This window comes from Azospirillum himalayense (assembly GCF_042657465.1).
GTDB classification, from domain to species: domain Bacteria; phylum Pseudomonadota; class Alphaproteobacteria; order Azospirillales; family Azospirillaceae; genus Azospirillum; species Azospirillum himalayense.
On sequence record NZ_JBHSLC010000010.1, the window covers coordinates 156943 to 173050 of the forward strand.

Consider the following 16108-nt stretch of genomic DNA (forward strand, 5'->3'; position numbering starts at 1 on the left):
GAAACTTCATGGCGCACGCTGCGCCGGGTCGGGTGGCATGATCCGGCAATATGAGCTTGTCGAACGCGTCAAGGCGTACGACCCCTCGGCGGACGAGGAGTTGCTCAACCGCGCCTACGTCTTCTCCATGAAGGCGCACGGCTCCCAGACCCGCGCCTCGGGCGACCCCTACTTCCTCCACCCGCTGGAGGTCGCCGGCATCCTCACCCAGCTCAAGCTGGACGCCGGGACCATCGCGACGGCGCTGCTGCACGACACGGTCGAAGACACGGTCGCCACGCTGGAGGACATCGAGAAGCACTTCGGCAAGGAGATCGCCCGTCTGGTCGACGGCGTGACCAAGCTGTCGCGCCTGGAACTGCACAGCGAACAGGCCAAGCAGGCCGAGAATTTCCGCAAGCTGGTGCTGGCCATGTCGGAGGACATCCGCGTCCTTCTCGTGAAGCTGGCCGACCGGCTGCACAACATGCGCACGCTGTTCCATCTGAAGAACCCGGACAAGCGCAAGCGCATCGCCCGCGAAACGATCGAGATCTACGCGCCGCTCGCCGAGCGCATCGGCATGCACCAGGTCAAGGACGAGCTGGAGGATCTCTCCTTCGCGGAGCTGAACCCGGACGCCCGCGACAGCATCCTGGCCCAGCTCTCCCGCCTGCGCACCGAGGGTGAGAACCGCGTCCAGCGGATCATCCAGGAACTCCGCGGCACGCTGGCGGAGGAGGGTCTGCCCAACGCCGGCGTCACCGGGCGCGAGAAAACCGCCTATTCGATCTGGCGCAAGCTGCAGCGCAAGAATGTCAGCTTCGAGCAGCTGTCGGACATCATGGCCTTCCGGATCATGGTGGACACGGTGCCGGAATGCTATCAGGCGCTGGGCGTCATCCACGCCCACTATCCGGTCGTTCCGGGGCGCTTCAAGGACTACATCTCGACGCCCAAGCCCAACGGCTACCGCTCGCTCCACACCGGGGTGATCGGTCCGGAGCGCAACCGCATCGAGGTGCAGATCCGCACCAGCGACATGCACGAGATCTGCGAACTCGGCGTCGCCGCCCACTGGGCCTACAAGCAGGGTGATGCGCGCACCCAGCAGGGGCGGGAATACCGCTGGCTGCGCGAGCTTCTGGACATCCTGGAGCATGCCCAGAAGCCCGAGGAGTTCCTGGAGCACACCAAGCTGGAGCTGTTCCAGGACCAGGTGTTCTGCTTCACGCCGAAGGGCGACCTGATTGCGCTGCCGCGCGGGGCGACTCCGGTGGACTTCGCCTACGCCGTCCATTCGGAGGTCGGCGACCATTGCGTCGGCGCGAAGATCAACGGGCGGATGCTGCCGCTGCGCACGCAGCTGCAGAACGGCGATCAGGTCGACATCATCACGTCCAAGGCCCAGACCCCGGTTCCGGGCTGGGAGCGCTTCGTCGTCACCGGCAAGGCGCGGGCGCGCATCCGCAAGTTCCTGCGCACCCAGCAGCGCACCCAGTACATCGAGCTGGGCCGCGCCATCCTGCAGCGCCAGTTCAAGTCGGAAGGCTACGAGTTCTCGGAAAAGGCGCTGGAAGGCGTCATCAAGATCTTCCAGCAGCCGAGCGCCGACGATCTGCTGGCCAGCGTCGGGTCGGGTCTGCATTCGGGCCGCGAGGTCTTCCACGCCGTCTTCCCCGGCCACAAGCCGCACGTGGCGACGCCGAAGGAAGGCGACGACAAGAACGCCATCACGGTGCCCAAGCCCAAGCCGAAGGCGAAGGGCAACAACGCGCCGCTGCCGATCCGGGGCCTGATCCCCGGCATGGCGGTCCACTACGCCCGCTGCTGCCACCCGCTGCCGGGCGACCGCATCGTCGGCATCGTGACCACCGGCAAGGGCGTGACGATCCACACCATCGACTGCGAGACGCTGGAGAGCTTCCACGAGTCGCCGGAGCGCTGGATCGACGTCGCCTGGGACATCGGTCCGGACAGCCCGGAGGAGCATGTCGGGCGGATCTCGCTGGTGGTCAACAACGAGCCGGGCTCGCTCGGCACGCTGTCCACGGTCATCGGCAAGAACGGCGGCAACATCACGAACCTGAAGATCACCAGCCGCAACACCGACTTCTTCGAGCTGCTGATCGACATCGACGTGAAGGACGCCAAGCACCTGACCAACATCATGGCGGCCCTGCGCGCCACCCCCGCCATCAACGCGGTGGAGCGCGCCCGCGGGCGGTGAGGGCGCCCGCGCGGTTGTGCCTATCGGAAGCGCCCATCGGAAGCGAGGGAAGCATGTCCAGCCCGACCATCTTCAGCCGCCTGATCGCCGGGGAACTGCCCTGCGCCGTGGTGTACGAGGATGAGGAAACCTTCGCCTTCATGGACGCCGGGCAGGTCAACCCCGGCCATGTGCTGGTGGCGCTGAAGCGCCCGGCCCCGACCATCCTGGACGTGACGGAGGACGAGGCGGCTGCCCTGTTCCGCACCGTCCACAAGATCGCCCGCGCCGTCCAGGCGGCCTTTTCGCCGGAGGGGATCACGCTTCTCCAGACGAACAAGCCGGCGGGTTGGCAGACGGTGCCGCACATCCACGTGCATGTGGTCCCGCGCTATCAGAACGACGGCGCCGATCTGGTCTGGCCGCGCCATGACCCGCCCATCGAGGAGCTGAAGGCGCTCGCCGCGCGGATCGCCGCGCATCACGTCGTCGAATGACGGCGTGACGCGACGCCACGCCGCCGCTATATAGCAGGGAGAACCGGTGCCCGCCGGATGCAGGATGCGGGGCCGGCGCGACACCGGAGTTTCGAGCCTATGCCCCGCCCTCTGCGCCTCGGCGTGAACATCGACCATGTGGCGACCGTCCGCAACGCGCGGGGCGGGCGTCATCCCGATCCCGTGCGCGCGGCGAAGCTCGCCGCCGAGGCCGGGGCTGACGGCATCACCGCCCATCTGCGCGAAGACCGCCGCCACATCATCGATTCCGACATCGAGCGGCTGATGGCGGAGATCCGGCTGCCGCTGAATCTGGAAATGGCGGCAACGGACGAGATGCTCGCCATCGCGCTGCGCCACAAGCCGCACGCCTGCTGCCTCGTCCCGGAGAAGCGCACCGAAGTCACCACCGAAGGTGGGCTGGACGTCGCCGGGCAGATGGACAACCTCAAGCGCACCGTCGGCGAGCTCGGCGCCGCGGGCATCCGTGTCTCGCTGTTCATCGACCCGGAGCCGGCGCAACTCGACGCGGCGAAGGCTTTGGGCGCGCCCGTGGTGGAACTGCACACCGGCGCCTATTGTGACGCGCCCGCCGGGGCGGAACGCGCGGCGGAGCTGGAGCGGATCGTCCGGGCGGCGGCCCACGCCGAGTCCATCGGCCTGGAATGCCACGCCGGCCACGGGCTGACTTACGAGACGGTCGGGGCGGTCGCCGCCATCCCGACCATCGTGGAGCTGAACATCGGCCATTTCCTGATCGGCGAGGCGATCTTCGTCGGGCTGGGCAACACGATCCAGCGCATGCGCGCCGTGATGAAGGATGCCCGGGCGGCGGCGGGGAGCGCCTCATGATCCTCGGCATCGGGAACGACCTGATCGACATCCGCCGGATCGAACAGTCGCTGGACCGCTTCGGGGACCGTTTCATCGCCCGCATCTTCACCGACGTGGAGCGCGCCAAGTCCGAGCGCCGCGCCGGGGCCGCCGGCAAGCACAGCGCGCGGGCCGCGACCTACGCCAAGCGCTTCGCGGCCAAGGAGGCCTGCTCCAAGGCGCTGGGCACCGGATTCCGCGACGGCGTGTTCTGGCGTGACATGGGGGTGGTGAACCTGCCCTCCGGCCAGCCGACCATGCGCCTGACCGGCGGGGCGCTGGAGCGGCTGCAGGCGATCACCCCGCCGGGCATGCGGGCGCGCATCCACGTGACGCTGACCGACGAGTACCCGATGGCGGAGGCCTTCGTCATCATCAGCGCCGAACCGGCCGACACGTCCGCCGATACCTCCATCACCACCTCCACGGCACCCCCCGCATGACCATGAACAGAGAGACCGCCTTGACCGGCAAAACCAAAGAGACAGGCGGCTTTGCCGAGACGGTGAAGACGGTCTTCTACGCGGTCATCATCGCCTTCGGCGTGCGGACCTTCGCCTTCGAGCCCTTCAACATCCCGTCCGGGTCGATGATCCCGACGCTGCTGATCGGCGACTACCTGTTCGTGTCCAAATTCTCCTACGGATACAGCAAGTACACGGTCGGCTTCGGTCTGCCGCTGTTCGAGGGCCGCATCATGGGCCACGCGCCGGAGCGTGGCGACGTGGCCGTGTTCAAGCTGCCACGCGACAACAAGACCGACTACATCAAGCGCGTCATCGGACTGCCGGGCGACACCGTCCAGGTGACCGGCGGCATCCTGCACATCAACGGCCAGTCGGTGAAGCGCGAGCGGATCGAGGATTATGTGTCCCGCGACGCGCTGGGCCGCGAGGTCCGCATCGCCCAGTATGTGGAGACCCTGCCGGGCGGGCGCAGCCACCGCATCATCGAGGAGTCGGACAACGGTCCGCTCGACAACACCCCGGCCTTCAAGGTGCCGGCGAACCACCTGTTCATGATGGGCGACAACCGCGACAACTCGCTGGACAGCCGCGTCCCGTCGCAGGTGGGGTATGTCCCGATGGAGAATCTGGTCGGGCGCGCCGAATTCCTGTTCTTCTCGCTGGAGGACGGGACGCGCTTCTTCGAGGTGTGGCGCTGGCCGGCGGACCTGCGGTTCAGCCGCCTGTTCAACGCCGTGAAGTGAGCCCCGCACAGCACCGGGGCGCGGAGATTTATTGTTGTGAGCCCTGAAGAACGGGAGACCCCCATGGCGTCCGACGCGGACGTGAGCGCCGATTCCGCCGACCTTGCGGAGCTGGCCGCGGCCATCGGCCATCGCTTCGCCGACCCGCAGCGGCTGGCCGACGCGGTCACCCATCCCAGCCTGATGGGGCTGGAGCGCAACGTTCGCGGCGGACGGCCCGAGCAGGGGCCGGGCCTGGCCTATGAGCGGCTGGAGTTCCTGGGCGACCGGGTGCTCGGCCTCGTCATTGCGGAATGGCTGCTGGAGCGCTTCCCCAACGAACGCGAGGGCGCGCTCGCCAAGCGGCACGTCTCGCTGGTCCGGCGGGAGGCGCTGAGCCGTGTCGCCGACGCGCTGCGGCTGGGACGCTATCTGCGCCTGTCGCCGTCGGAGGCGCAGGGCGGCGGGCGCAGCAACAACACCATTCTGGCGGACGCCTGCGAGGCGGTGATCGGGGCGCTCTATCTGGACGGCGGCATGGACAAGGCGCGGGACTTCATCCGCACCGCATGGGCCGGGCAGATCGACCGCGCGGAGCCGCCGCCGCTGGATTCCAAGACGGCGTTGCAGGAATGGGCGCAGGGCAACGGGCGGCCCCTTCCCACCTATGAAATGATCGAGCAGAGCGGCCCGGCGCACGAGCCGGTGTTCCGCATCGCGGTCCGGCTGAAGGGCATGGAGCCGGTGACGGCCACCGGCCCATCCAAGCGGGTCGCCGAACGGAAAGCGGCCAGCGCCTTGCTGCGCCAATTGGGAGTGCAGGTCGATGACTGACGGCCGCGACAAGTTTGAAGACGACGATTTCGACGATAAGGACGAGGGCGTGAGCGAGAGCGTGGACGAGGGTGCCGACACTGGTGCCGAAGAGGGCGCCGAAGTGGCTGCCTATGTGCCCGAAAACCCGCGCTGCGGATTCGTCGCCCTGGTCGGCGCGCCGAACGCCGGCAAGTCGACCCTGCTGAACGCGATGGTCGGCTCCAAGGTGTCGATCGTCAGCTCCAAGGTGCAGACGACCCGCACGCGCGTGCTCGGCATCACCATCGCCGGCGACAGCCAGATCATCTTCGTGGACACGCCCGGCATCTTCAAGCCGAAGCGCCGTCTGGACCGCGCCATGGTGGCGGCGGCCTGGCAGGGGGCGGAGGACGCCGATCTGGTCGGCCTGCTGTTCGACGTTTCGCGCCGCAGCATCGACCAGGACACCCAGGGCATCATCGCCCGGCTGAAGGAGCAGGGGCGCAAGGCCATCCTGATCCTGAACAAGATCGACCTCGTGCCGCGCGAGAAGCTGCTGGGCCTCGCCGACAGCTTCAACCAGGAAGGCATCTTCACCGACATCTTTATGCTGTCCGCCTCGACCGGCGACGGGGTCGAGCATCTGCGCGGCTTCCTGGCCGCCCGCATGCCGGAAGGCCCGTGGCACTACCCGGAGGACCAGATCTCCGACATGCCGATGCGCCTCCTGGCGGCGGAGATCACGCGCGAGAAGCTGTTCCAGCAGCTTCACCAGGAACTCCCCTACGCGGCGACGGTCGAGACCGAGCAGTGGGAGGAGTTCGAGAACGGGTCGGTCAAGATCTCCCAGGTCGTCTATGTCCAGCGCGACAGCCAGAAGGCCATCGTGCTCGGCAAGCAGGGCTCCCGCATCAAGGCGCTGGGGCAGGCCGCCCGCACCGAGCTGGAGGAGATGCTGGAGCAGCGCGTCCACCTGATGCTGTTCGTCAAGGTGCGCGAGGACTGGGAGAACGATCCGGAGCGCTACGAGGCCTGGAACCTCGACTTCGGGGCGTCCTAAAGCACCGGTCAGGGTATAGGCGTGGGCGGGCGGTCACCCATATAGAGGGTCGATCGTCCATCCACTGACCGGCTGACCGTGCGCGTGCCCATTTTCAACGACCTGTACGACGCCGGCTCGCGCCTGTTGGGGCGGGCCGGCGATCTCGTTTCCGGCGGCATCCTCGAACAGGATGTCCGTCTCGGCGTCACCGGGCTGCGGCGGGCCGGCAAGACCGTGTTCGTCACCTCTCTGGTCGACAATCTGCTGAAGGCCGGGCGGCTTCCCTTCCTCGACGTGGTGTCCTCCGGGCGCTTCCAGGCGTCGCGCCTGCGCCCCCAGCCCGACGCCCAGGTTCCCCGTTTCGAGGTGGAGCAGCGGTTGGCCGAGCTGACCGGGCCCATTCCCCGTTGGCCCAAGGAAACGCAGGGCATCAGCCAACTCCGCCTGTCGATGCGCTACCGCCCGAATGCGGTGTTGAAGCGCACGGTGCAGCCGGTCGCCACGCTGAATCTTGACATCGTCGACTATCCCGGCGAGTGGCTGCTCGACCTGCCGCTGCTCCACCAGTCCTTCGCGGAATGGAGCGCGCTGACCCTGGAGCTGGCCGGTCGGGCGCCGCGCGACGAGCTGTCGGTGTCCTGGCGCGGCTGGCTCGCCACCATCGACACGGCGGCCCCGGCGGAGGAGGAGCAGGCGCGGCGCGGTGCGGCGCTGTTCACCGATTACCTGCACGCCTGCCGCCGTTCCGACAACCTGCTCAGCCTGATCCAGCCGGGGCGCTTCGTCGAGCCGGGCGACATGGCGAACGCGCCGCTGCTGACCTTCTGCCCGCTGCCGGGTGACCGGCCGCGCACCCGCGGGAGCCTGTGGGCGCTGATGGAGGACCGCTACGAGGCGTACAAGTCCAAGGTCGTCCGCCGCTTCTTCGCCGAGCATTTCGCCCGGCTCGACCGCCAGATCGTCCTGATCGACGTGCTGGGCGCGCTGAACTCCGGCCCCGCCGGCATGGCGGACATGAAGCGCGCCCTCGAACTGAGCCTGGAGCCCTTCCGCCACGGGTCCAGCAGTTGGCTGGACTGGCTGCTGGGCCGGAAGATCGACCGCGTGCTGTTCGCCGCGACCAAGGCCGACCATGTCGCCTCGCACCAGCACAACAGCCTGCGCCACCTGCTCGATCGTCTGGTGTCCGACGCCCGCGCCGGCATCCGCTTCGAAGGGGCGCAGGTGGAGACCATGGCCATCGCCGCCCTGAAATCGACCGAGACGGTGGTGACCGAGCATGAGGGGCGGCAGTTGCGCTGCGTGCGCGGCGTGCCGCTCGGCCGCGACCGCCCGACCGTGCTGTTCCCCGGCGAGATCCCCGAGGACGCCGACTTCCCGCCGGGGCAGGAGCGGCCCTACAACTTCATGGCCTTCCAGCCGCCCGCCGACCTCGCCCGCGAGGCGCGCGGCCTGCCGCACATCCGCCTGGATCAGGCCATGCAGTTCCTGCTGGGGGATTATCTGGAATGAGCGAGCGCACGCGCGACCGCCACTGGGTCCCGCCGATGGAACTGGACCCCACCCGCGCCGCCGCCGTCCCCGCGGCGGAGGAGGAGGCGATCATCGCCGGCCCTCTGGCGGGTTCGGCCGCGGAGCGCCTTCCCGCGCTGCTGGTGGAGAACCGCCCGAAAAGCCGGCTGGGCCGCTGGCTTGCCGGGTCGGTCGCGGCGCTGGTGCTGATCGCGCTGGGCTTCGACACCTGGGACCTGTTCAACCGTGCCTTCGCCACCAGTGCCGCTCTGGGCGTGCTGGTGGCCACCGCTGTGACGGTGGCCGGTGGGGCGGCGCTGGCGATGCTGCTGCGCGAACTGCGCGCGCTGCGCCGCCTGCGCAAGATTGAGGAACTGCGGGGCGAGGCCGGGCGCCTGTCCACGGAGATCGTGACGCAAGCCGGAGAGCCGGGCCACGCGGAGCGCTTCGCCGGGTCGCTGACCCGCCTCTACGAGGGGCGCGCCGACCTTGCGCCCGCGCTGGAGCGGGTGCGCGACCATGTGACGGACGCCCACGACGACGCGGAGATTTTGCGCCTGCTCGACCGCGAGGTGATGGGGCCGCTGGACCGACGCGCCTACCAGACCGTTCTGCGGGCGTCCCGCGACACGGCGGTGGCGACGGCGCTCAGCCCGGCGGCGGTCGTCGACCTCGCGGTGGTGCTGTGGCGCAACCTGAAGCTGGTGCGGGAAATTGCGGCGCTCTACGGCGCGCGGCCCGGCTATGTCGGATCGCTGCGGCTGCTGCGGCGGATGCTTGCCAACCTCGCCGTCGCCGGGGTGGCGGAAAGCGCCCACCACGTCGCCGTCGAGGCGCTGGGCGGCTCCATTGCCGCGGCCATCTCCACCCGCATGGGGCAGGGGGTGATCAACGGGCTGCTGACCGCACGGGTCGGGTTGACCGCCATGCATCTGTGCCGGCCCATCGCCTTCGGGCCGGACAACCGCCCCAGCATGGGCCAGATCCGCAAGGAGCTGCTGTCCCTGCCGAAGCAGGTGCTGTAGCCGATCAAACCGTGGGGAAGGGCAGGCCGTGCCGAGGGTGGGCGCGATCGTGGATCAGGGCGCGGTCGCGGATCATCGGCCAGACGATGCGGCGCAGGAAACGGTGGTCCTGCGTCCGGTCCGCCTCGGCGGCGGCGTGGCGCTCGGCCAGCGGCAGCAGGTCGGGCAGCAGCCCGGCGACGCCGCCCCAGTGACCGCCCGTCATCACCTCCGTGTGCAGAACCCCGTCGCGCAGGACGTGGAAGGGCCGGCCGGAGGCGACCCAGGCATCGACGGCGGCCTTTCCGTCGGCGGACGGCAGCGCGTCCCAATCCCGGCAGAGGAAGCGCGCCACGGTGGGATCGTCGGCGGCGGCCAAGCGCCAATAGGGACCGCCGGTCGGCGCGTCGGCGGCCACCGCCACGAGGTCCGCCCCCGCCGCGGCCAGTTCGCTTAACCGGTCGGCGGGGAGGGTGCCGTCGTGATGAACCCGGCAGGTCCAACCCGGATAGAGCGCCACGGTCTGCCGCAAAATCCCCGCCGGGTCGTGAGTGCTGGCGGGTTGGCCGCTCCACAAGCTGAAGGCGATGACGTTGTGCCGCCGCACCGCGGCCCCACGTGGCCGGGCGGGGAGCGGGGGCAGGGCGGGCGCCGTGTCCACGGCTGTCCGGTCCTTCAGGTCCAGCGCGCGTTCGCCCCACACGGCGGCCTCGCCTTCCCGGCCAAGAAGGGCGAGGGCGACGACCAGCCGGTCGATGGCGTCGAGGTGGCGGGGGTCCAGACCAGCGGCCCGCTCCAGCGCGCGGGCGGAATCCGTCAGCCGGTCCACAACCCCCAGCGCGACCCCCAGATTGAAGGCGGCGGACGGAAAATCCGGCGTGATGGCCAGGGCGTTGCGGTAGGCGAGGGTGGAATCCTCCCGCAGTCCCATGGCGAACAGGGCGTTGCCGTAGAGAAAGGCGACGTCGGCGTCCAGCGGGAGCAGTTCCGCGGCCCGGGCCAGCGGACGAAGGGATTCGGTGCCGCGCCCCTGCTCGACCAGGAGACGCCCCTCCTCGTGGCGCAGCGCGCCCAGGCGTTCCACCGCGATGGCAAGGGCGGGGGCGGAGGCGACGGCGCGTTCGAGGGCGGTGATGGCTCCGGCAGAGCGGCCCTGGCTGCGCAGGGCGTTCGCCATGTCGGTCCAGGCTTCCGCGAAATCGGGCTGGAGGGCGACGGCACGCCGGTAATCCTCCACCGCCGCCTTTGGTTGTCCCGAGGAGCGGCGGATGTTGCCGCTGTTGGCGTGCATGTCCGCCGCTTCGGGCCGCTGGGCGATGGCGCGGGCGATGAGTTGCAGGCCAAGCGCCTGCTCCCCCACCTGACCGGCCAGGACGCCAAGGAAATGCAGGGCGTCCGGCTGCTCCGGGTCCACATCCAGGATGCGGTGGTAGAGCTGCTGGGCCTCGGCCAGCCGGCCGGCCAGATGGTGCTCCAGGGCGAGCGCCAGCGCTTCCGCGATCGTAGCCATACATACAGGCTTAAGCACCCTGGCGCCCCTCCGCAAGTGTCACGGCTGTGAGAAAGGGTGGGAGGTGGTCCTGATGGTCCTGGAATGCGAAACCTTGGTGCCGCAAACAGCCTGTGGGAATTCGTCCTTTGGACTAGCCGGAAAAAAGGTGAACGAACCCTTTACAATGCACGAGTGCGGCTGCAATATATCATCTGGATTGTCCACACATCGGTGTAATGTCATGAACGTGGCCCTCGCCACCGCAACGGCTGCAAGGCCGTTGGCCTTCATGACGGCCCGCAACAGCGAGGCTGTTGAAACCGGGGCCGACACCGGGACTCCGTCCGCAAAGGACCCCGTGACCGGGCAGTCCGAACCCCTCTCGGGACGCTACACGAAGACCGCATACCGCTACGATGCCGACGCGTCGCGGCTGGTGCTGCTGTTCCGCAGCCCGGAAGACGGGGTGACCCTCGACCAGATACCGACCGAGGCGGCTCTGCGGCAGTACCGTGAGGCGCAGAAGGACCGGAAGAGCGGCAAGGCGTCGCTTGAGCTTCTGGTTGGCGGCTCGGACGGGCAGGACCAGCCGAACGGCGCCGGCCAGAGCGGGACCTCCGCCAATGGTTCCCCCGTGCACCGCTGGGCCTCGGGCCAGTCCGGGGCCGGCGGGGGCCGCTCCGGCCCGTCACAGGGGACTTCCGCGCACACCTCGCCGGTGATAGCCTCGACACCGATGACGACCCATGCGGTGGCCGCTCCCTCGGCGGGGGCCGGTTCCGTCAACGTGGTCATCTGACCGGAACGACGCGGACCACGACGTCGGCCATCTGTTTCCTTTGGCCGCCTGTTTCCTTTGAAGGCATCCTCCGATGGCTCTCGACATTTCCTCCTCCACCCTGGGTGCCGCGGTCGGCTTGCGGCAGGCGCAGGGACAGATGGACTTCGGCGTGAAGACGCTGAACCAGACCGCACAACAGCAGGATCAGGCGATCGCCACCCTGCTTCAGGGAGGTTCGGACGGCTCCTCGTCCGGCGGCAACGTCACGGCCACGCGCGGGCAGAATCTGAACATCACCGTGTAAACGGCTGATTTGACGGGCTTGAGCGATCAAGCCAAGCCGCGGCCATAAAAAAAGCCCCTCTCGCTGGAGAGGGGCTTCGTGCGTTCCGGAGGAGCGCTTACTTCAGCTCGTCGAAGGTGTCGATGATGTGGCTGACGATGCCGTACTCGCGGGCCTCGTCCGCCATCATCCAGTAGTTCCGGTCGGTGTCCTTGGACACCTTCTCCACCGGCTGGCCGGTCTCGCGCGCGATGATGCGGTTCAGGCGCTCACGCATGCGGATGATTTCCTTCGCCTCGATGGCGATGTCCGTCGCCCGGCCACCGGTGCCGCCCAGCGGCTGGTGGATCAGGAAGCGGGTGTTCGGCAGGCAGAAGCGGTCTTCCTTCTTCGCGGCCAGGAAGATGTGGCAGCCGGCGCTGGCGACCCAGCCGGTGCCCAGCATCTTCACGCGCGGCTTCACGAAGCGGATCATGTCGTGAATGGTGTCGCCCGCCTCGACGTGGCCGCCGGGGGAGTTCACCACGACCGTGATGTCGTCGTTGCTCTCGTGGGCCAGAGCCAGCAGCTGGGCCGAGACGGCCTGCGCCAGCTTCATGTCGATCTGCCCGAAGATCAGCACCGTGCGCGCCTTGAACAGGTTCGACTGCACGGCAGCGAACGGCGGCGGGGCGCTTTCCTTCGACTTCTCGTCCGGCTCCTGCTCGGGTTCGTCGTCGAAGCGGGTGTATCCGTCTTGCGCCATCGTTTTTGAACTCCCTGAGGTCGGCGTGTCTACCGGGGGGCTTTGGCTTGCGGGGGCCTGGGATGTCGGATGGGGACCGAACCACGCCACTCGTGTCTCCACATAGCCCGTATCGGTTCCTTGTTCAACGGGCCGCGACGCCAAATCCCACCCCGGCGCCGTCATAGTCGCGCTCAGGCTAGCCGCATCGGTGCGGATCGCCGCTTGCCGACCATCGGGAAGGAGAGGCACACTGCTCTCTGCACAATCGGAGGGCGGTGCGTGGAAGGGGGCAGCGAGGGCGGCGTCTCGGTCATCATTCCGGCCTTCCGGGCGCAGGGGACCATCGCCCGCGCCGTGTCCAGCCTTCTGGCGCAGAGCTTTTCCCAGTGGGAAGCGGTGGTGGTCAGCGACGATGGCGCCGACTACCGCGCCCTTCTGGCGGCCGCCGGCATCGCCGACTCGCGGCTGACCTTCACCGGGACCGGCCGCGTCGGGTCCGGCGCCCCGGCGGCGCGCAACGCCGGGCTGCGGTGCGCGCGCCTGCCGCTGATCGCCCCGCTGGACGCCGACGACCGGTTCGAGCCGGACCGGCTGGCGCGGCTGGCCCCGCTGGCAGCGCAGCAGGGTGTGGCGGCGGACAATGTGGCGGTGGTGCGCGACGGCGACGGCTCGCCGCTCTCCACCCTGTTCCCGCCCGGTACCGGGACCGCCACGTTGGACGCGGCGGGCTTCCTGGAAACCTCCGTCCCGATGTTCTTCGTGGTCCGCCGCGAGCTTGTCCCCGGCTGGGAGGAGGGTGTCGACTTCTGCGACGACGTGGTCTTCAACGTCCAGGTCCTCGACCGGGTGGGCCGTCTGCCGCTGGTGCTGGAGCCGCTCTACGAATACCGGCAACGGGAGGGGTCGATCACCTGCTCCGCCGACAGCGGCACGCGGGCCGACCTCTGCTACCGCCATGTCCTTGACCGGCTGACCGGCGACGGGCTGCGGATCGCCGACGCCGCGCTTCGCCGCCGCTTCGCCGCCGCCCTGGAGGCCAAGCGCGCGCTGAACGCCGCCTACATGACTGCGCAGGTCGCCGGGCGCTGCGCCAATTTTCAGGAATTCCTGGCCTTGCGGGAAAACTCCCTGCCGGGATAATCGCCGATCACGCTCAGATGCGTCACCACCGTGCCATCCGGTCGGAATTGATGAAGAGCGAGCGCGGACGGCTCCTCCGTCCAGCGGTAAGGCGGTTCCGGTGCCAGATCCAGCGCGATCTGATAGGCCACCGATGGGGCGACGTAGCCGTGCGCCCCGTTCCAGGCGACGGCGGTCTGGCGGTGGGTATGGCCGCACAGCACGGCCCGGACGTTCGTACGGCTGCGCACCAGCCATCCCAATTCCTCCGCCCCCTCCAGGCAGCGCAGCGTGTCGAGGAAGGCCAGCCCGGTGTCGAAGGGTGGGTGGTGCAGCGCCAGCACCGTCGGCCGTTCCGGCTGCTCGGCCAGACGCTGCGCCAGCCAGGACAGCCGGTCGGCGCACAGGCCGCCCACCGCCGAACCGGGGATGACCGAGTCGAGCATCAGAATGCGGACCGGAAACTCATCGACGGCATAATGGAGGAACGGCTCCTCCATGGGCATCCAGCCGGTTGCGGCGAAGGTCCGGCGCAGCCCGTCGCGGTCGTCGTGGTTGCCCGGCAGAGCGCGGACGGGAATGGCGAGCGGCTCCAGCAAGGCGGACAGCGCCTCGTACTCGCCGGGCTTCGGTCCGTTGACGAGGTCGCCGGTGATCAGGACGAGGTCGGGGCGCGGCACCAGCGCGTTGAGATGGGCCACCGCGGCGGCGAGGCGGGCGTTCGTGTCGTATGCGGTCGTCGGGGCGCTGCCGGGAGCCGTCACATGAAGGTCGGACAACTGGGCGATCAGCATCGGGCACCCCTAGGGAGGCGACGGTCGGAGGACCAAGGATTGTCACATCGCCGATTTCCCAAATGTCTTCAAGAGTCCAACCGGAGCAAAACTTCCTTTACGCTTTCATGACAGGCTGAGCCGTCGGCTGAACGACCGTCTTGCCGCCACAGCATCGGATCGGGGAATGAGCGCGTCCACCTCCTCCTGCCTGCTCGCACGGTTGCTGGCGTCCGGGAAGTTCTGGCTGAAGCGCGCCCGCATCGACTCCCCGGACCTCGGCGAAGGCACACCGCCACCCGGTGCGGACGGCGCCCTGTTGGCCGATCTTCGCATCGAAGGCGATCGGATTCGTGCGGTTCTACCGGCAGGCGAAGCGCCCTGCTGCGCGCCCGGCCTCTGCCTCGATGGCGGGCCGGTCCGTCCGCGCGGTGGCTGCACCGCGGTTGGTCCCGGCCAACCCGCTGATTTGACGGTGATTCTTTCCGATGGAGAGCGGTTGGAGATGGAGCAGGGCCGGGTTGTGCAACCCGATCCGCCGTCATCGCGCGCCTGAACCCTTGCAACCGTCTCGACTTCGGAACTGAACTGAACGATATAGTTCAGTTTACCGCCCGCCCCTCACAGCGGCCCGGTTGACACGAAACGCCCCGCGCGCCCGTCCGGCGGGCCGGCGGGCCTGTGCGGGTTCCGTATCCATGCGCCACACGCTTCGCATCGTCGCCCTTCTGGTTCTGGTCGCGCTCGGCGGCGGCGCCTACTGGTACTTCGTCAAGCAGGGCGGGACCATCAACACGCTGCTCGCCGGGAAGGTTCCGTCCCCCGGCGGTGCCTCATCCGCCGGCCCGGCGGCGGGCGGACCGCCGGGTGGTGCGCCGCCGATGCCGGTGGAGGCCCTGCCGGTCAAGATCGGCACCGTGTCGCGTCAGGTCACCGCGGTCGGCTCCCTGCTGTCCAGCGAATCGGTGGTCATCCGGCCCGAGGTGGCGGGCAAGGTCTCCGAGATCGCCTTCCTGGAGGGGCAGGCGGTGAAGAAAGGGGCGGTGCTGATCCGGCTGGACGATTCCATCGCCCGCGCCACGCTGGCCCAGGCGCAGGCGAGCATCGCCTTCTCCCGCGCCGAGCTGTCCCGCGCCGAGGAACTGTACCGCCAGCGCACCGGCCCCGCCCGCAACCGCGAGCAGGCGCTCGCCAAGCTCCAGTCCGACGAGGCGGCGGTGCAACTCGCCAAGGCGCAGCTGGAGAAGCTGACCCTGACCGCGCCCTTCGACGGCGTGCTGGGCCTGCGCAAGGTCTCGGTGGGCGACGTGGTGGCGGCGGGCAAGGACATCGTGAACCTGGAGGCCATCGAGATCCTGAAGCTCGATTTCCGGGTGCCGGAGCTGTATCTGCCGACCGTCCGCACCGGCCAGACCCTGAAGGTCGCCGTGGATTCTTTCGGCGGGCGGACCTTCGACGGCACGGTCTACGCCATCGACCCGCTGGTCGACGTGAACGGCCGCGCCGTGGTGATCCGCGCCCGCGTTCCCAACAGCGACGGCGCGCTGCGCCCCGGCCTGTTCGCGCGGGTGGCCCTGACGTTGGACCAGACCCCGAACGCCGTGCTGGTGCCCGAGCAGGCGGTCAGCGCCTTCGGCAACAAGCAGTTCGTCTTCAAGGTGGTGGAGGGCAAGGCGGTGCAGACCACGGTCACGCTGGGCGAGCGCCGCAACGCCGAGGTGGAGATCACCGCGGGCCTGCAGCCCGGCGACGTGGTGGTCACCGCCGGCCAGTTGAAGATCCGCGACGGCGCGCCGGTGGTCGTCATCAACAACAAGCCGGCGGGGAGCTGAG

The 16108-nt window shown here is 68.9% G+C and carries 17 protein-coding genes; 14 read left to right on the forward strand and 3 right to left on the reverse strand.

What is annotated here, in order from left to right; translation table 11 throughout:
- Window positions 1-37: 37 nt before the first annotated feature.
- The 9 genes from ACFPMG_RS08010 to ACFPMG_RS08050 all read left to right on the forward strand — a co-directional run bounded on the left by ACFPMG_RS08010 (window position 38) and on the right by ACFPMG_RS08050 (window position 9121).
- The gene (locus ACFPMG_RS08010; RefSeq protein WP_376994647.1) at window positions 38-2209 is read left to right on the forward strand and encodes a RelA/SpoT family protein; all 2172 of its coding nucleotides are present in this window, start codon (window positions 38-40) and stop codon (window positions 2207-2209) included.
- Window positions 2210-2262: 53 nt separating this feature from the next.
- Window positions 2263-2685 carry an HIT family protein gene (locus ACFPMG_RS08015; protein ID WP_376994648.1) on the forward strand — a complete coding sequence of 141 codons (423 nt, stop codon included), beginning with the start codon at window positions 2263-2265 and terminating at the stop codon, window positions 2683-2685.
- A gap of 99 nt (window positions 2686-2784) precedes the next feature.
- Window positions 2785-3537, forward strand: a complete 753-nt coding sequence (locus ACFPMG_RS08020) for a pyridoxine 5'-phosphate synthase (RefSeq protein ID WP_376994649.1) — start codon at window positions 2785-2787, stop codon at window positions 3535-3537.
- Complete coding sequence (gene acpS / locus ACFPMG_RS08025) at window positions 3534-4001, forward strand: holo-ACP synthase (RefSeq protein WP_376994650.1); 468 nt, start codon at window positions 3534-3536, stop codon at window positions 3999-4001. The genes ACFPMG_RS08020 and acpS overlap by 4 nt, the downstream gene beginning before the upstream one ends.
- Window positions 3998-4768, forward strand: coding sequence for a signal peptidase I (gene lepB / locus ACFPMG_RS08030; RefSeq protein WP_376994651.1), 771 nt, complete (start codon window positions 3998-4000; stop codon window positions 4766-4768). Before acpS ends, lepB begins: the two co-directional genes overlap by 4 nt.
- A 63-nt stretch (window positions 4769-4831) precedes the next feature.
- Window positions 4832-5581 (forward strand): ribonuclease III, encoded by a 750-nt coding sequence (gene rnc, locus ACFPMG_RS08035; RefSeq protein WP_376994652.1) that lies wholly within the window; start codon window positions 4832-4834, stop codon window positions 5579-5581.
- Window positions 5574-6602: a GTPase Era gene (era, locus tag ACFPMG_RS08040; RefSeq protein WP_376994653.1), complete on the forward strand. Its 1029-nt coding sequence runs from the start codon at window positions 5574-5576 to the stop codon at window positions 6600-6602. Before rnc ends, era begins: the two co-directional genes overlap by 8 nt.
- 78 nt (window positions 6603-6680) lie before the next feature.
- Window positions 6681-8096, forward strand: coding sequence for a YcjX family GTP-binding protein (locus ACFPMG_RS08045; RefSeq protein WP_376994654.1), 1416 nt, complete (start codon window positions 6681-6683; stop codon window positions 8094-8096).
- Complete coding sequence (locus ACFPMG_RS08050; RefSeq protein WP_376994655.1) at window positions 8093-9121, forward strand: YcjF family protein; 1029 nt, start codon at window positions 8093-8095, stop codon at window positions 9119-9121. The genes ACFPMG_RS08045 and ACFPMG_RS08050 overlap by 4 nt, the downstream gene beginning before the upstream one ends.
- A gap of 4 nt (window positions 9122-9125) precedes the next feature.
- Here the strand turns inward: ACFPMG_RS08050 and ACFPMG_RS08055 are convergent, their stop codons facing one another.
- On the reverse strand, window positions 9126-10610 hold the full coding sequence (locus ACFPMG_RS08055; protein WP_376994656.1) for a tetratricopeptide repeat protein: 1485 nt from the start codon (window positions 10608-10610) through the stop codon (window positions 9126-9128).
- Window positions 10611-10833: 223 nt separating this feature from the next.
- Here ACFPMG_RS08055 and ACFPMG_RS08060 point away from each other — a divergent pair, with 223 nt between their 5' ends.
- Together ACFPMG_RS08060 and ACFPMG_RS08065 are read left to right on the forward strand one after the other, a co-directional pair.
- A complete protein-coding gene (locus ACFPMG_RS08060) occupies window positions 10834-11391 on the forward strand; it encodes a hypothetical protein (protein WP_376994657.1) in 558 nt (185 codons plus the stop codon).
- A gap of 73 nt (window positions 11392-11464) precedes the next feature.
- On the forward strand, window positions 11465-11677 hold the full coding sequence (locus ACFPMG_RS08065) for a hypothetical protein (RefSeq protein WP_376994658.1): 213 nt from the start codon (window positions 11465-11467) through the stop codon (window positions 11675-11677).
- Window positions 11678-11774: 97 nt separating this feature from the next.
- On the opposite strand, the gene ACFPMG_RS08070 is transcribed toward ACFPMG_RS08065, so the two are convergent.
- A complete protein-coding gene (locus ACFPMG_RS08070) occupies window positions 11775-12401 on the reverse strand; it encodes an ATP-dependent Clp protease proteolytic subunit (protein WP_376994659.1) in 627 nt (208 codons plus the stop codon).
- 261 nt (window positions 12402-12662) lie between these two features.
- Here ACFPMG_RS08070 and ACFPMG_RS08075 point away from each other — a divergent pair, with 261 nt between their 5' ends.
- Window positions 12663-13523: a glycosyltransferase family 2 protein gene (locus ACFPMG_RS08075; protein WP_376994660.1), complete on the forward strand. Its 861-nt coding sequence runs from the start codon at window positions 12663-12665 to the stop codon at window positions 13521-13523.
- Here ACFPMG_RS08075 and ACFPMG_RS08080 read toward each other — a convergent pair.
- Window positions 13481-14296 (reverse strand): phosphodiesterase, encoded by an 816-nt coding sequence (locus ACFPMG_RS08080; protein ID WP_376994661.1) that lies wholly within the window; start codon window positions 14294-14296, stop codon window positions 13481-13483. The genes ACFPMG_RS08075 and ACFPMG_RS08080 overlap by 43 nt on opposite strands.
- A 166-nt stretch (window positions 14297-14462) precedes the next feature.
- Here ACFPMG_RS08080 and ACFPMG_RS08085 point away from each other — a divergent pair, with 166 nt between their 5' ends.
- Both ACFPMG_RS08085 and ACFPMG_RS08090 read left to right on the forward strand, forming a co-directional pair.
- Complete coding sequence (locus tag ACFPMG_RS08085; protein ID WP_376994662.1) at window positions 14463-14831, forward strand: hypothetical protein; 369 nt, start codon at window positions 14463-14465, stop codon at window positions 14829-14831.
- Between the two features lie 142 nt (window positions 14832-14973).
- On the forward strand, window positions 14974-16107 hold the full coding sequence (locus tag ACFPMG_RS08090) for an efflux RND transporter periplasmic adaptor subunit (protein WP_376994663.1): 1134 nt from the start codon (window positions 14974-14976) through the stop codon (window positions 16105-16107).
- Window position 16108 lies beyond the last annotated feature (1 nt).

Excerpts from the sequence above, each read along its gene's own strand:
- ACFPMG_RS08010 (WP_376994647.1), top strand. The coding sequence starts at position 38 with ATGATCCGGCAATATGAGCTTGTCGAACGCGTCAAGGCGTACGACCCC.
- ACFPMG_RS08015 (WP_376994648.1), top strand. The coding sequence starts at position 2,263 with ATGTCCAGCCCGACCATCTTCAGCCGCCTGATCGCCGGGGAACTGCCC.
- ACFPMG_RS08020 (WP_376994649.1), top strand. The coding sequence starts at position 2,785 with ATGCCCCGCCCTCTGCGCCTCGGCGTGAACATCGACCATGTGGCGACC.
- acpS (WP_376994650.1), top strand. The coding sequence starts at position 3,534 with ATGATCCTCGGCATCGGGAACGACCTGATCGACATCCGCCGGATCGAA.
- lepB (WP_376994651.1), top strand. The coding sequence starts at position 3,998 with ATGACCATGAACAGAGAGACCGCCTTGACCGGCAAAACCAAAGAGACA.
- rnc (WP_376994652.1), top strand. The coding sequence starts at position 4,832 with ATGGCGTCCGACGCGGACGTGAGCGCCGATTCCGCCGACCTTGCGGAG.
- era (WP_376994653.1), top strand. The coding sequence starts at position 5,574 with ATGACTGACGGCCGCGACAAGTTTGAAGACGACGATTTCGACGATAAG.
- ACFPMG_RS08050 (WP_376994655.1), top strand. The coding sequence starts at position 8,093 with ATGAGCGAGCGCACGCGCGACCGCCACTGGGTCCCGCCGATGGAACTG.
- ACFPMG_RS08055 (WP_376994656.1), bottom strand. The coding sequence starts at position 10,610 with ATGGCTACGATCGCGGAAGCGCTGGCGCTCGCCCTGGAGCACCATCTG.
- ACFPMG_RS08060 (WP_376994657.1), top strand. The coding sequence starts at position 10,834 with ATGAACGTGGCCCTCGCCACCGCAACGGCTGCAAGGCCGTTGGCCTTC.
- ACFPMG_RS08065 (WP_376994658.1), top strand. The coding sequence starts at position 11,465 with ATGGCTCTCGACATTTCCTCCTCCACCCTGGGTGCCGCGGTCGGCTTG.
- ACFPMG_RS08070 (WP_376994659.1), bottom strand. The coding sequence starts at position 12,401 with ATGGCGCAAGACGGATACACCCGCTTCGACGACGAACCCGAGCAGGAG.
- ACFPMG_RS08080 (WP_376994661.1), bottom strand. The coding sequence starts at position 14,296 with ATGCTGATCGCCCAGTTGTCCGACCTTCATGTGACGGCTCCCGGCAGC.
- ACFPMG_RS08085 (WP_376994662.1), top strand. The coding sequence starts at position 14,463 with ATGAGCGCGTCCACCTCCTCCTGCCTGCTCGCACGGTTGCTGGCGTCC.
- ACFPMG_RS08090 (WP_376994663.1), top strand. The coding sequence starts at position 14,974 with ATGCGCCACACGCTTCGCATCGTCGCCCTTCTGGTTCTGGTCGCGCTC.